Here is a 13,365-nt window from a genome sequence, read left to right as displayed (position 1 = left end):
CGGACGGGTGACAACGAGTACGGAAGGGCCGCGCGACGCCGTCCTCGCGGCGTACGAGCGGCAGGTGGACGGCCTCTTCACCTACTGCCTCTCGGTGCTGTGCGAGCACGAGGCCGCCGGGGCCGCCCTGCGGGAGGTGCGTGAGCTGGCGGTCCGGTACGGCGGCCGGCTGGCCGAACCGGGGCTGCTCCGGGCCTGGCTGTACTCGCTGGCCCGGTACAGCTGCCTGCGGCGGCTGGCGGACGGGGCGGCGGGTGGCACGGGCGGTCCGGTGGGGCCGGCCGTCGGGGACCGGCCGGGCGGGCCCGCGGGCTCCGGGGGTGCCACGGGTGCCGGCGGGAGCCGCGGTTCCGGGGGCGAGGACGGGTTCGGGTTCGGCAACGGGTTGGGGGACGGGTTCGGCGACGCCGGGGCGGAGGCGGTCCGGCGGCGGCGCGAACTGGCCTCGCTGGCCTGGCCCGAGGCGGCCGGCACCGACCCCGAGCAGCGCGAGGCCCTGGAGCTGGCCGTCCGGCACCGGCTCAGCCCGATCGAGGTGGCCGCCGTCCTGGGGCAGCCGTTCGACACCGTGCGGGTCCTGCTCGCGGCCGCACTGGCCGAGGTCGACCGGACCAGGGCCGCCCTGCTGGTGCTCGGCGCCGGCGGCTGTCCCGAGCTGGAGCGGCTCGGCGGCGCGGGCTCGGGCACCGGCACGGGCACGGGCACGGGCACGGAGAGCCGACGGGACCGGGTGATCGGCCCGGCGCTCCGGCGCGAGCTGGTGCGGCACGTGGTGGACTGCCCGACCTGCCGGGGAACGGCCGAGCGGGTCGCGGGCGAGGCTCCGGAGGACGCCTCGACGGGGCTGCCGGTGCTCGGCGCGCCGGTCGGGGCGGCGCGGGGAGCAGGGACGACGGGTTCCGCGGGTGGGGCAGGTGCCGTGGGAAGGGCAGGTCCCGTGGGAGGAGCGGGGGCCCCGGCCGACGGCCCCGCGTTCCTGCCCTCGACGGCGGCGCGGGAGCGCGGCGGACGGCGGGCGGGCGCACCGGTGCCGGTGACCGAGCCGGGGCTCCGCTTCGACCAGGGCGGCTTCCCCCGGCACCGCGCGCCGGAACCCGGGCGGGGCCCGGCGGTGCGGCGGCGGGTGGTGACCACCGGGGTACTGGCGGCCGTCCTGGCCGCGCCGGTCGTCGCCCTGTGGGCCGGGCACCGGGGCGGGGCCGGGCCCGGGACGGCGGCCGCGGTCTCCTCCGTGCGGGTCGAGGGGGACGGCCGGGCGCAGGACGAACGGCGGCCCGACGGGACGGCGGGCGGCGGCGCGGGCGGGACGGACGGCTCCACGGGAGCCGCCGGGACGGTCGGTGCCGTGATCGGGGCGGGCGGCCGCCCGTACGGGGAATCCGGTCCGGCGACGCCCGGCATGGAGCTGGCGGGCGCCGGACCACTCGCTGCAGAAACGTTGCCCCCGTGGATCCAGGGCCCACTGATTCCGGTCCCGGCCCACGGCGCGACCCCGCTCGGCAGCCCCGCCCTGGTCGCCGCCCCGCCCACGGCCCCGGCGCCGGGCGGCCGGGCGGCGACCGCGCAGGGCGGGCCCGGCGGTGCGGCCGAGGAGTCGCCGGCGCCCAGCGGGCTGCTCACCGTCGAGGCCGCCGAGTACGCCAACCGGACGGTGCTCACCCTCACCAACTCCGGCGGCACCGAGATCCACTGGCACGCCGTCGTGGACGCGCCCTGGCTGCGGCTCAGCCGGGACGCCGGGACGCTGGCTCCCGGGCAGCGGATCACGGTGATCGTCGGCGTCGACGAGGACCTCGCCCCCGCGACCCGCTGGACCGCCCGGATCGCCCTGCCGCCGTCCCAGGCCGTGGTCACCCTGGAGGGCGGCCCGCAGCACCGCGGTGGGGCCACCCCGTCCCCGGCCGGGCCCGGCACCGGCGAACCGACCACCACCCCGGGCCCGGTCCCCACCGACCGGCCCACCCCCTCCGGCAGCCCGTCGACCGCCACCGGGCCCGCGACGCCGTCCCCGGCTCCGTCGCCCACCGCGTCACCGACGGCCGGCCCGGGAGGGGCACCGACGGACGCGCCCACCGGTTCACCGGCGGGCACACCGACCGCCGGGCCGCCCGCTCCGGAAACACCGACCCCCTCACCGCCCGGCTCCGCCCCGGCCACGGGGGCGGCCTCCGGGAGCCCCTCGCCGCACTGAGCCCGGGCGTTCGTCGCACTCCGCTCCGCAGGCCCGGGCACCGGGCGGACGGCCGGAGGCGCTGAGGGCCGGGCCGGCTCGGTGGCCGGGCGGGCGAACAGGCCCGGTGGGCGCGATGGGCGTTCGGGCGAGCGCAGCGGTGGTGGGGACAGGGCCGGGTGCGGGCCCCGGTCCCGGTGGCCCGGCCGCCGGGGCAGGCGAAGTTGTCGGTCCACGCGTCCACGAGCTGGAGCACGTGGTACGCCCCGGCGGTGTCGGGCACGCGCAGCTGCTGCGGCCCTGCGGAGAGGCCGAGCCGGGCGACCGAGCAGCGGACGTCGCTGTTGACCGGGACGAAGTCGTCGCCGGGCCCGGCCTGCCGGGTGGCGTGGGCGAAGCGGTCGTACGGGGCGGGCGGCAGGACGCCGAGGCCGCCGTGGACGAAGCGCTCGGCCGTGGTGAGGCCGGCGAAGAGCGAACGGCCGTGGAGGTGGGCGTCGGCGGCCCGGGCCTCCGGCTCGGGCCGGGTCGTCGGGGTCCTTCCCGGGTCCTGCCGGTCGGGGCGGTTCAGCGCGCGGTGAGCGGGGGTGGGGTCCAGCGGCCGTCGAGCACGGCGGCGTCCGGGCCGTAGATCCGGATGACGGCGGTGAACGGGCCGTCCGGGGCGGGCAGCCAGTTGGCCGAGTGCCCGGCGTCGGCGGGCCGCTTGTGCTGGAGGTACAGGGTGAGGCCGCCGTCCGGATCGCGGACCAGGCCCGGGGTGCGGTCGCCGATCGAGTAGCGGTCCAGGGTGTTGTCGACCAGGTGTCGGCCGGGCAGCGCGTACATGGTCACGGACCAGAACCAGCGGGCGGGCGGCAGCCCGTCCGGGGGGAACCGGAGCAGGTGGTCGCGGTCGGCGGCGTCGGGCGGGAGGTGGCCCTCGCTGTCGGCCTGCCAGCCGCCGTACCAGGCCTCCTCGACGGGCAGCCCGTACAGGCCGGTCAGCGCGCCGACCGCCTGGGCGAGGTGGTCGGCGCCGATCCGGTCGCGGGTGCCGAAGAGCCCGACGGAGGACGTGGTGCGGGCGGCGGCACCGACCAGGGCGGCCCTGCCGTCGGCGATGCCGTGTTCGATCTCGGCGCGGACCGCCGGCGGCAGGGCGGCCGGTTCGAACTCGCCCCGGCCGCCGATGCCGAGGTCGGCCAGCCGCCTGCGCAGGTCGGCCTCGGCGGGCAGCACCGGGAAGAAGCCGAGCAGGAAGTCGAGGAGGACGAAGAACTCGACGGTGTCGAGCACCTCCTCGCGCCAGACCGGCCAGACCGGCTGGGGAGCGGGCTCGGGCTCGGGCGTGCCGGTGTACTCGTGCAGCGGGCGGAGCCGGTAGCGCTCCTGGAGCGCGGTGAGCTCCGCGACGGCCTCGGGGGTCGGCGCGCCGAGGTGGGTCCGGCCGACGATGCCGGTCAGCCCGGTCGCGGCGCGGATGACGCTCCTGATGCCGGGCGGGGGTTCCCCGTGCCAGTCGGGGCCCGCCACCAGGTGGTCGCCGGCCTCCTGGCCGGTGCTCCGGGAACCGACGAACCCCGCGTACACGGTGTCGAGTTCGTGCACCGGCAGGACGTAGTAGCGGTCCGTGGCGGGCACGGAGAGTACCCACGGCTCGGTCCGCAGGTCGAGCCAGGCCCAGGAGTACGGGGTGTCGTTGTTGGGGGTGACGACGTCGGTGTCGGCCGGGGTGAAGGGGCGCGGGTAGTGCCGGAAGACCCCGAAGCCGCCGATGTGGCGCGGGTCGGCCTCGTCGAGCGCCTGGGTGTACAGGGTGCGGTAGTTCTGCAGGATCGGGTAGCCGCGGACCCACGCCTCGGCGGCGGTCGCGCGGACGGTGCCCGGGTCCACGAGTGCCGGGTTGACCATGGTGCCGCTCTCCCCTGCGCCGCGGCCCCGAGCGGGGCACGGCGACTTCCTGATGGACATGTCGGTACGAATCGGATGCTATGCGGGGCGCCGGGGGTCGGCATCCCGGCCCGGACGCGCACCTCGGTGACGGCGCCGGCGGCGGCCCTTGCGGCGGTCCCGGCACCGGCCCCCGTGGGCGGCCCGCCCGGGTGTCGGCCCTCGGCGAACGGCGGTGTGCGACGGAAACGGCCGGGACAGCCTTGCCGGTATGAAGATCCTTCTGCTCGGTGGTTCGTCCTTCCTCGGGCGGGCCTACGCCTCCGAGGCCCTCGCCCGCGGTCACGAGGTCACCACCTTCAACCGCGGCCGCACGGCCGCCGACCTGCCCGGCGTGGAGGCCGTCCACGGCGACCGCGACTCGGCCGGCGACCTGGCGCGGCTGGCCGGGGACCGGCACTGGGACGCCGTGGTCGACACCTCCGCCCAGCAGCCCGCCCAGGCCGCCGACGCCGCCCGGCTGCTGCGCGACCGTGCCGCCCACTACACCCTCGTCTCCTCCGTCCACGCCTTCGCCGACTGGCCCGCCCGGCTGGTCGACGAGGCCTCCCCGCTGCACCCGTGCCCCGCCGACACCCCGCCCGGGCAGGAGTTCAGCGCCGCGCTCAAGGCCGGCTGCGAGCGTGCCGTCCAGGAGTACTTCGGCGCCGGCCGCACGCTGGTCCTCAACAGCGGGCTGCTCATCGGCCCTCACGAGCAGGGCGGCCGGCTGCCCTGGTGGCTGGAGCGGATGGCCCGGGGCGGGCGGGTGCTGGCGCCGGGCGAGCCGGGGCGGCCGGTGCAGCTGATCGACGTCCGGGACTTCGCGGTGTTCGGCCTCGACCTGCTGACCGCGGGCACGACCGGCCGATTCCTCACCACCGCCCCGCCGGACCGGCTCACCTACGGGGAGTTCCTGGCGGGCTGCGCGGAGGCGGCCGGCGGCGGGAACGCCGAACTCGTCTGGGTCCCGGACGCGCCGCTGCTGGCGGAGGGGCCGGACAGCGTCCTCCCGTGGAGCGAACTGCCGCTCTGGATGCCCGACCTGCCGGACTCGGCGGGCACCTGGCGCGCCGACACCTCGCGGGCCGAGGCCGCCGGGCTGCGCTGCCGACCGTTCACCGAGACCGCCCGGGACACCTGGGAATGGCTGCGGCAGCGCGGACCGGCGGCCGACACCGGGACCGACGGGCGCAAGCGCGGCCGGATCGTGCACGGCATCGAGCCGGCGAAGGAGCGGCGGCTGCTGGACGCGCTCACCTGACGGCACGGCCCCGGGCACGGGCCGCCCGAACGACGGGTCGCGGGCAGTGCGGCAGGGCGGGTGCGACGGGGTGGGTGCTCCGCGGTCGGAGCGGGCGGGGAGCCCAGCCGCTCACGGCCGCTCCGGCCGCCGGGAGAGCGGGTGCACGCTCCCCCGGCGGGGCCGGATCAGTGGGTACGGCGGGTGACCAGCTCCGCGAGCGCGAGCAGTTCGTCGGCGGCCGAGGGCTCGGGCACCGCGAGGGCCAGCTGGGTCATCGCCGCCGCCATCCGCTCGCAGGACTCGCCCTGCGCCCAGGCCCGCCCGCCGGCGCCCTCGACGGCGGACGCGCAGTCCGCCAGTTCCTCGGCGGTCAGCGGCCGTTCCAGCGCGTAGAGCTCCGCCAGCCGGTCGCCTTCCGGTGTCCCGGAGCGCAGGGCCGAGACGACCGGCAGCGACTTCTTGCGCACCAACAGGTCGGCGCCGACCGGCTTGCCGGTGACCGCCGGGTCGCCCCAGATGCCGATCAGGTCGTCGATCAGCTGGAAGGCCAGGCCGATCTCCCGGCCGAAGCCGTCCATCGCCTTGGCCGCCTCCTCCGAGCCGCCCGCGTACCGGGCGCCCATCGCGCAGGCGGCGCCGAGCAGTGCGCCCGTCTTGGCCTCGGCCATCGCCAGGCACTCGGTCAGCGAGACGTCGCTGCGCTGCTCGAAGGCGCAGTCGATCTGCTGGCCCTCGCAGAGTTCCACCACGCAGTCGGCCAGCCGCCGGACGGCGTCGCCCGATGCCGGGTGACCGTCCTCGGCGAGCAGCCGCAGTGCCAGCGCGTGCATGGCGTCCCCGGCCAGGATCGCCTCGGTGGTGCCGAACACCAGCCAGGCGGTGGGGCGGTGCCGGCGGGTCTCGTCGCGGTCGATGATGTCGTCGTGCAGCAACGTGAAGTTGTGCACCAGTTCGACGGCGGCCGCCGCGGCGGTGGCCCTGGCGGGGTCGCCGCCCAGTGCCTGGGTGGCGGCGAGCACCAAGGCGGGCCGGATCGCCTTCCCGGAGGGTGCGGAGGACGGCGAACCGTCCGCCTCCCACCAGCCGAAGTGGTAGCCGGCCACCCGGCGCATGGTGCCGGGCAGCGAGTCCACGGCGGCCCGGAGCACCGGGTCGACCAGGGTGCGGGCGCGCGCGAGGACGTCCTGCGCCTCGTGTCCCTCGCGATGGTCGCGCTCCAGCGTGAACATTCCCATGGGTCCTCCCCCTTGGTGGTACGACGGGCCGGCCCGGCCCCGGTCAGCCCTGGTGGTGCGCGATGTCGACGTTCTCCAGGACGCCCACGGCGTCCGGCACCAGGATCGCGGCGGAGTAGTAGGCGCTCACCAGATAGGAAATGACGGCCTGCTCGTTGATGCCCATGAATCGCACCGAGAGGCTCGGCTCGATTTCATCCGGAATTCCGGTCTGGTGCAGACCGATGACGCCCTGGTTGTCCTCGCCGGTGCGCATGGCGAGGATCGAGGTGGTGTTGCCGTTGACGATCGGGAGCTTGTTGCACGGGAAGACCGGCACTCCGCGCCAGCCGAAGACCTGGCGGCCCTCCACCTCGACGGTGTCCGGGTAGAGGCCGCGCCGGTTGCACTCGCGGCCGAACGCGGCGATGGCCCGGGGGTGGGCCAGGAACAGCCTGGTGCCGCGCCGGCGGCTCAGCAGCTCGTCCATGTCGTCCGGGGTGGGCGGGCCGGAGTGGGTCTGGATCCGCTGGTCGTGGTCGGCGTTGGCGAGCAGGCCGAAGTCCGCGTTGTTGACCAGCTCGTGCTCCTGGCGCTCGCGCAGGGCCTCGACGGTCAGCCGGAGCTGGTGCTCGGTCTGGTTCATCGGCTGGTTGTAGAGGTCCGCGACCCGGCTGTGCACCTTGAGGATCGTCTGGGCGACGCTCAGCTCGTACTCGCGCGGCCTGAGCTCGTAGTCCACGAAGGCGGTGGGGAGGTCGTACTCGCCGTGGTGGCCGGCGGAGAGGTCGATCGCCGCCTCACCGTGCTTGTTCTGCGGCTGCTGGAACCCGGCCAGGTACTCCATGACCTGCAACTGGAGCGCCTCGGAGCGGTCGGCGACCTCCTGGAAGGCGGACCACCGCAGGGACAGCACGGTGCCGGCGGTGGCCGCCCGCACGGTGTACGGCCAGGCGGAGTTCTCCTGCCGGAGCACCTCGTCGCCCAGGTGGTCGCCGTCGGCCAGGGTGCCGACCACGGCCTCCTCGCCGTACTTGCCGGTTCCGATCCGGTTGAGCTTGCCGTACGCGATGATGAAGACCTCGTCGATCGGCGATCCGGCCGAGACGAGGACCTCACCGGCGGAGACCTCGCGTTGGACGAAGCGCCCGGCCAGCTCCTCCAGCACCGCGTCGTCCTGGAAGCCCCGCAGCACCGGCACCTCGCGCAGGGTCGGCGGCAGGATCCGGGCCTGGCTGCCGGTGCGGTCGAAGCTCACCCGGCCGCGGCCGACGGCGTGGCGCAGCCGGCGGTTGACCCGGTAGGTGCCGCCCGAGACCTCGACCCAGGGGAGCCTCCTGAGCAGCCAACGGGGGCTGATCTCCTGCATCTGCGGCGCGGACTTGGTCGTCGTCGCGAGGTTCCGCGCGGCGGCGGTGGCAAGACTCTGCTGGTCCCGGGCCTGCGCTTCGCCGCCCGGTGCAGGAATACCGACATTGGTCTCGGTCGACATAGGAAGCCCTTCGCGTGCCCGTACCCGATGAAGTGTGGCCTTGCAACTTGCAACAATCCATGGTGGGCCCATCCGGAGGCGACCGCAATCACTCTTTCGAGTGGTCGGGATAACCGAAAAAATAGTACGAATAGAATGTCTGATCGATATTCATTCGGACATGCGATTCGGTCATTTCCGGAACGAGACCGTCCGGTTCGCTTCTCCGGCCCGTGCCGGACGGGCCCACCCGCCGTTCACGCCCACGCAGGCGACCGCTAAGGTGCCACCTCAAAGGGCCACGGGCCACTGGACGAGCGCGGCCGCGGGACAGCCCTTCTCCCTCGTACACCCCTGCCCTGGGAGGCCTTGTGAGCGCCCCCGTCACCGTCTGGCTCAACCGCACGTACGCCGAGAACGTGTTCTTCATCGAACAGTTGCGCGCCGCTCCGCGCCCGGTCCGGGTCCACGCGACCCACGTCGATCCCGACTCCCCCGTCCTCGCCACCGCCGACACCGCCGCACTGGAGCCCGCCGACCTCACCCCCGACGCCTACGTCGCCTTCGCCCTCGACCACTGCGTCCGCCACCGGGTGGACGTCTTCGTGCCCCGGCTGCACCAGCTCGCGATCTCGCTGCACCGGCACGAGTTCGAGGCCGTCGGCACCGCCCTCGCCTGCCCGCCCGCCACCGCGATCGCCGCCTTCGAGAGCAAGGCCGACGGCTACGCGGCGATGGCCGACGCCGGACTGCCCACCCCGCCCTGGTGGCTGGTGCGCAGCGCCCCGGAACTGGTCGCCGCCGTCGACATGATCGAGTCGGCCGGCCTCACCGCCTGCCTCAAGCCCGCCTCCGGCGCCGGCGGCGAGGGCTTCCGGGTGCTCACCCGCGAGCCCTTCGGGCTGCACCGGCTGGCCGGCTGGGACAGCCGCGTCCAGGTCGACCAGGTCGCCGCCGCGCTCGAACAGGCGGCCCGCGACCGCCCGGACGTCTCCACCGACCTGCTGGTGATGCCCTACCTCGACGGTCCCGAGGTGTCCGTGGACTGCCTCGCCGACCTCGACGGCACCCTGCTGGCCGCCGTCGGCCGCACCAAGGACCGGCGCCGCCGCAGCTTCACCACCGCGCCGCGGTACCTCGAACCCGCCCGCCAGCTGGTCGAGGCGACCGGGATGGCCTACCTCTCCAACGTGCAGTTCCGGCACCTGCACGGCGAACCGGTGGTCATCGACGTCAACACCCGGCCCTCCGGAGGACTGCACCAGCTGCGGCTGTGCGGGCTCAACCTCCCCTGGAACGCCGTCCAGCTGGCGCTCGGCGAACGCCCGGACACCGACTGGACCGGGGATCCGGCGGGCATCGAGTACACCCTCGTCTCCGGCATCCAGCCGGTCCTGCCGCACCGGCTGCCGCCGTACGCCCGAGAGGGCGAGGAACTGCCGGCGGGCGAGCTGGTGCACTGACGAGCCGTCAACCACCCCTCTACAGGGGACCGTTCCAGTCCAGCGTCGGCTCCAGCACGCCCTCCAGGGTGAGCAGCCAGCGCTTCACGTCGATCCCCACCCGGCCGCCGCCGAAGCCGCCGATCCCGTCCGCCGCCACCACCCGGTGGCAGGGCACCAGCAGCGCGACGGGGTTGGCGGCCATCATCTGCCCGACCGTCCGGGCCGCCAGTCCGGGCTCCTCGATCCCGCCGAACACCCCGCTGCGGGCGGCGAGTTCGCCGTAGGTGATGGTGCGCCCGAACGGCACCTCGCGCAGCAGCGTCTGCAGCACCGCCCGGTGCGGGCCGGTGCTCAGCGCCCAGTCGATCGGCAGGTCCAGCTGCCGCCGGCGGCCCGCCAGGTACTCGCCCACCCGGCCGGCCACCGCGGCGATCCTCGACTCGTCGGTGCAGCGCGGCCGTTCGCCCGCCCGGCCGAGGTAGCCGACGGCCGCCACGCCCCGCGCGGTCACCGCGACGTGCAGGGGGCCGCTCGGCAGCGGTGTCTCCACCGTCAGCCAGGACATCGGTTCCGCCGTGCGCTCCGCCACGTCTCTCCCCCGCTCCTCCGCCGGGTCCGGCCGCCCGCCCCGCGCGCCATCGTACGGCGGGCGGGACGGATGGCCGGACCCGGCGGTGATCCGAAGGACGCGCCCTAACGGCGTCCCCTCAGCTCCGCGGCGAGCGCCCGCGACCAGTCCGCCAGTTCGGCCCGGTCGGGGGTCCGCCCCTCGCACAGGGCGGCGACCTGGGCCTCGTTGATCCGGTTCGGCCCCGGGATCGTCAGCAGGTACGCGAGCTCGTCCAGGACGGTGGCGAGCCGCACGGCGTCCGTGTGGTCCAGCGACGCGGCCGCCCCGTGGTGGCTGATGGTGAGAGAACCGGGCATGTCCTGCCTCCTCCGTTCGCCCCCGCACCCCTCCACGGTACGACCGACCGGCTCAGCCGGCACCCGTCACGGTCGGCGCCGGGTCCACCGGCCGGTCCTCCGGCGATCGGCCCTCCCCCGGCCGGCCCTCCGCCGGCCGTGCGCCCGGGCCCTCCCCCGGCCCCTCCGCCGCGGGCTTCCCCTCCGGAGGCTGCTCCCAGCGCCGGGCGCGCACGTCGCGCACCCCCAGCACCACCGCCGCCGCCAGCAGCTGCCACCCCGCGCCGAAGGCCAGCACGGCCGGCACCCCCACCCGGTCCGCCAGCGGGCCGGCCGCCGCGAGGCCCAGCGGCCCCAGCACGAAGGCGCCCAGCCCGCCGAACGCCGTCACCCGCGCCAGGACCCGGGGCGGCACCCAGGCCTGCAGCGTCGAGCCGTACAGCGAACCGCAGACCGCCGAACCGGCCCCCGCCACCAGCGCCGCCGCGACCGTCCAGCCCAGTGGCAGCCCGGCCGCGAGCGACACCGGGGGCAGCGCCCAGCCGAGGCCCGCCAGCGTCGCCACCGCGAGCGGCCGCCCGGGCCGGCGTCCGAGCATCAGCAGACCGCCGGACACCGCGCCGACCCCGTACACCCCCATCACCAGCCCCCAGGCCCGCGCCCCGCCCAGCTCGCGGTGCGCGGTCAGCGGCCCCAGCACCAGGAACGGCGCCCAGACCAGCAGGTTGAAGAACCCCATCTGCACGGTGGTCACCCAGAGCCACCGCCGGGAGCGGAACTCGCCCCAGCCGTCCCGGAGGTCGGCGAGCACCGAACCCTCGCCCTCGCCCGTGCCCGTGCGGTCCGGGACCGCGGTGGACAGCCGGACCAGCGCGAAGGCGCCGACCCCGTACGTCACCGCGTCGATCAGCAGCACCACCGACGGCCCCCACCCCGCCGTGATCACGCCGGCGAGCGCCGGACCGGCCACCGTCGACACCGAACGCGCCAGTCCGAGCAGGGTGTTGGCGTCCGACAGGTGTTCCTCCCGGTGCACCAGGGCGGGCACCAGCGCGCCCAGCGCCGGCAGGAACACCCCCTCGCCCAGACCCCAGACGGCGACCAGCGCCACCATCGCCCAGACCGGCGCGTGCGCGGTGGCCAGCAGCACCGCGAAGGCGCCCTGCACCGCGCAGCGCAGGACGTCGGCGGCGAGCATCAGCCGACGGCTGCCCCACCGGTCCGCGACCACCCCGCCGAGCACCATCACCAGCACGATCGGCAGCACCCGGGCGGCCATCACCCAGCCGAGTGCCGTCCCGCCGTCCGCTCCGCCCCCGCCCGCTCCGCCGCCGTCCGGCCCGCCCCCGCCGCCGAGCACCGCGAAGGCCACGGCGACCGGCGCCATGGAGGAGCCGAGCAACGAGGTCGCGTAGGCGACGAAGAACCACCGGAAGTCGCGTTCGCCCAGCACGGCCGGACGGCTGCTCGGCCGTCGGCGGCGGGCCCGGGTCCGTTCCCTCTCCCCTGTCACGGTCGCCCAGTCTGCCCACGCACGGAAACCCCGGACAAGACTTTCCGGCGAAAAATCTGAGCCTTTCTCCATCAATTTCACGAGGAGCGTCAACAGCCGCAGTAAATTTACTTGTGAACCGGGCTCCATCTGCGATTTACTGCGCATCGAATATCTTTCCCACGAGCCCGACCAGCTTCATTTACTGCGGAAAGCAGGAGCACATGGCACCGCTCCCCCCGGTCGAGTACGCCGTCGCCGTCGAGCACTACCTGGCCGCGTCCGGACTCGGCGAGGGATCCCGCCGGATCTACCGGATCGCCCTGCACACCTGGGCCTGGGCCCTCGCCGACCGCCCCGCCCCCACCGGCCCCGGACGCCGCCGGGCCCGGCCGCCCGTCCTGCCGCTCGCCCTGCTCGACCACCCCGGGGCCGCCGCCCGGCTGCGGGCCGCCGTCGAGCACCGCTCCGGCGGCACCGACCCCCGCACCCTCAACCGCGAGCTCTCCACCCTGCGCGCCGCCCTCGCCTGGTGGCGCGGACAGGGCTGGATCACCGCCGACCCCGCCGACGGGCTGCGCCCCCGCGCCCTCCCGGCGCCGGACACCGGCCCCGCCCCGCTCACCCCCGAAGAGGTCCGCACGCTGTTCGCCCTGCGCGCCCCGCTCCGCGAACAGGTCCTCTGGCGCCTCCTCCACGAGAGCGGCGCCCCCGTGGAGACCGTCCTCGCCCTCGACGTCGACGACCTCGACCTCGTCCACCGGCGCACCCACCCCTCGGCCCCGCTCCTGACCTGGCGGGCCGCCACCGCCCGGCTGCTCCCCCTCCTGCTCGCCGGCCGCACCGCCGGCCCGCTCTTCCTCACCACCCGCCGCGCGCCCGCCGCCACTCCGGCCCCCGACCGCTGCCCCCACACCCACCGCGCCCGGCTCTCCTACCGCCGCGCCGCCGAACTCTTCACCGCCCGCACCGCCGGCCTGACCACGACCTCCTGGACCCTGCGACAGCTGCGCGTCCCGGCCCGCGCCAAGCACCCTGGCCCCGCCCGGTAGCGGGCCGTCTCCGGACGCTCCGGGCGGCCCGCGCCGCACGGGCGCGGGAGAGCGAGGACGAGCGCTGCGTGCACCGCATCACCGGCATCCCCGAGCGCGACGGCGTACCGCAGGCCGACAGGCCGGAGTGGGCCCGCCGGCACCACGAGGACACCCGGCACATCCTCAACCACGAGGCGCGCGTCCGGCGGTGGACCGCCGCCGCGGACGGCCTGAACATGGCCCTGATCGACGCAGCGCGGTCTTCCCGGCGTTCTCCGGGCGGGCCCGCCGGCAGCCGAACGGCTTCAGCGTCGAGGACCGGACCTTCACGAGCCGCTCCACCGCCCGCTCCGACCGGCCGTGGAGCACCCCGCCGGGCCTCGCCGACCACCTCGCCGACCAGCGGGCCGAACGCCGGGCGAACCATCGCGGAGGTGGCGGCGCTGGCGCTGACCGACCTGGACGGCGTACTGGCC

10 protein-coding genes and 2 pseudogenes are annotated in these 13,365 nt (G+C 75.9%); 5 read left to right on the top strand and 7 right to left on the bottom strand.

The features are described 5' to 3' along the window. Positions 1 to 7 precede the first annotated feature (7 nt). On the top strand, positions 8 to 2,191 hold the full coding sequence (locus tag ACFCX4_RS05060) for a sigma-70 family RNA polymerase sigma factor (protein ID WP_376139049.1): 2,184 nt from the start codon (positions 8 to 10) through the stop codon (positions 2,189 to 2,191). A 172-nt stretch (positions 2,192 to 2,363) separates the two neighbouring features. Here ACFCX4_RS05060 and ACFCX4_RS05055 read toward each other — a convergent pair. Both ACFCX4_RS05055 and ACFCX4_RS05050 read right to left on the bottom strand, forming a co-directional pair. Then, positions 2,364 to 2,591, bottom strand: a pseudogene (locus tag ACFCX4_RS05055) (DUF1254 domain-containing protein); the annotation flags it as partial. Positions 2,592 to 2,737: 146 nt separating this feature from the next. Then, positions 2,738 to 4,063, bottom strand: a complete 1,326-nt coding sequence (locus ACFCX4_RS05050; RefSeq protein WP_376139048.1) for a DUF1254 domain-containing protein — start codon at positions 4,061 to 4,063, stop codon at positions 2,738 to 2,740. A gap of 250 nt (positions 4,064 to 4,313) precedes the next feature. Between ACFCX4_RS05050 and ACFCX4_RS05045 the strand changes: the two genes are divergently transcribed. Then, positions 4,314 to 5,345 carry an NAD-dependent epimerase/dehydratase family protein gene (locus tag ACFCX4_RS05045; protein WP_376139047.1) on the top strand — a complete coding sequence of 344 codons (1,032 nt, stop codon included), beginning with the start codon at positions 4,314 to 4,316 and terminating at the stop codon, positions 5,343 to 5,345. 167 nt (positions 5,346 to 5,512) lie between these two features. On the opposite strand, the gene ACFCX4_RS05040 is transcribed toward ACFCX4_RS05045, so the two are convergent. Both ACFCX4_RS05040 and ACFCX4_RS05035 read right to left on the bottom strand, forming a co-directional pair. Then, positions 5,513 to 6,562: a family 2 encapsulin nanocompartment cargo protein polyprenyl transferase gene (locus tag ACFCX4_RS05040; protein WP_376139046.1), complete on the bottom strand. Its 1,050-nt coding sequence runs from the start codon at positions 6,560 to 6,562 to the stop codon at positions 5,513 to 5,515. Between the two features lie 43 nt (positions 6,563 to 6,605). Next, positions 6,606 to 8,033: a family 2B encapsulin nanocompartment shell protein gene (locus tag ACFCX4_RS05035; RefSeq protein ID WP_376139045.1), complete on the bottom strand. Its 1,428-nt coding sequence runs from the start codon at positions 8,031 to 8,033 to the stop codon at positions 6,606 to 6,608. Positions 8,034 to 8,383: 350 nt separating this feature from the next. On the opposite strand from ACFCX4_RS05035, the gene ACFCX4_RS05030 reads away from it, so the two are divergent. Further along, positions 8,384 to 9,475: an ATP-grasp domain-containing protein gene (locus ACFCX4_RS05030; RefSeq protein ID WP_376139044.1), complete on the top strand. Its 1,092-nt coding sequence runs from the start codon at positions 8,384 to 8,386 to the stop codon at positions 9,473 to 9,475. 19 nt (positions 9,476 to 9,494) lie between these two features. On the opposite strand, the gene ACFCX4_RS05025 is transcribed toward ACFCX4_RS05030, so the two are convergent. The 3 genes from ACFCX4_RS05025 to ACFCX4_RS05015 all read right to left on the bottom strand — a co-directional run bounded on the left by ACFCX4_RS05025 (position 9,495) and on the right by ACFCX4_RS05015 (position 11,876). Continuing rightward, positions 9,495 to 10,046 carry a methylated-DNA--[protein]-cysteine S-methyltransferase gene (locus ACFCX4_RS05025; RefSeq protein ID WP_376139043.1) on the bottom strand — a complete coding sequence of 184 codons (552 nt, stop codon included), beginning with the start codon at positions 10,044 to 10,046 and terminating at the stop codon, positions 9,495 to 9,497. A 104-nt stretch (positions 10,047 to 10,150) separates the two neighbouring features. Then, a complete protein-coding gene (locus ACFCX4_RS05020; protein ID WP_376139042.1) occupies positions 10,151 to 10,384 on the bottom strand; it encodes a hypothetical protein in 234 nt (77 codons plus the stop codon). 52 nt (positions 10,385 to 10,436) lie between these two features. After that, entirely contained in the window at positions 10,437 to 11,876 is a 1,440-nt protein-coding gene (locus tag ACFCX4_RS05015) for an MFS transporter (protein ID WP_376139041.1), read from the bottom strand. 203 nt (positions 11,877 to 12,079) lie between these two features. Between ACFCX4_RS05015 and ACFCX4_RS05010 the strand changes: the two genes are divergently transcribed. Beyond that, positions 12,080 to 12,907 (top strand): hypothetical protein, encoded by an 828-nt coding sequence (locus ACFCX4_RS05010; RefSeq protein ID WP_376139040.1) that lies wholly within the window; start codon positions 12,080 to 12,082, stop codon positions 12,905 to 12,907. A gap of 68 nt (positions 12,908 to 12,975) precedes the next feature. Beyond that, positions 12,976 to 13,365 (top strand): annotated as a pseudogene (locus ACFCX4_RS05005) (hypothetical protein); the annotation flags it as partial.

It is taken from the genome of Kitasatospora sp. NPDC056327 (assembly GCF_042261735.1).
Taxonomy (GTDB): domain Bacteria; phylum Actinomycetota; class Actinomycetes; order Streptomycetales; family Streptomycetaceae; genus Kitasatospora.
Note: the sequence above shows the minus strand (reverse complement) of the source record. Positions and strands in the feature narration are given on the sequence as shown.

Bases quoted from the DNA above. Each gene is read 5' to 3' on its own strand.
- ACFCX4_RS05050 (WP_376139048.1), bottom strand. From the start codon at position 4,063: ATGGTCAACCCGGCACTCGTGGACCCGGGCACCGTCCGCGCGACCGCC.
- ACFCX4_RS05045 (WP_376139047.1), top strand. From the start codon at position 4,314: ATGAAGATCCTTCTGCTCGGTGGTTCGTCCTTCCTCGGGCGGGCCTAC.
- ACFCX4_RS05040 (WP_376139046.1), bottom strand. From the start codon at position 6,562: ATGGGAATGTTCACGCTGGAGCGCGACCATCGCGAGGGACACGAGGCG.
- ACFCX4_RS05035 (WP_376139045.1), bottom strand. From the start codon at position 8,033: ATGTCGACCGAGACCAATGTCGGTATTCCTGCACCGGGCGGCGAAGCG.
- ACFCX4_RS05020 (WP_376139042.1), bottom strand. From the start codon at position 10,384: ATGCCCGGTTCTCTCACCATCAGCCACCACGGGGCGGCCGCGTCGCTG.
- ACFCX4_RS05010 (WP_376139040.1), top strand. From the start codon at position 12,080: ATGGCACCGCTCCCCCCGGTCGAGTACGCCGTCGCCGTCGAGCACTAC.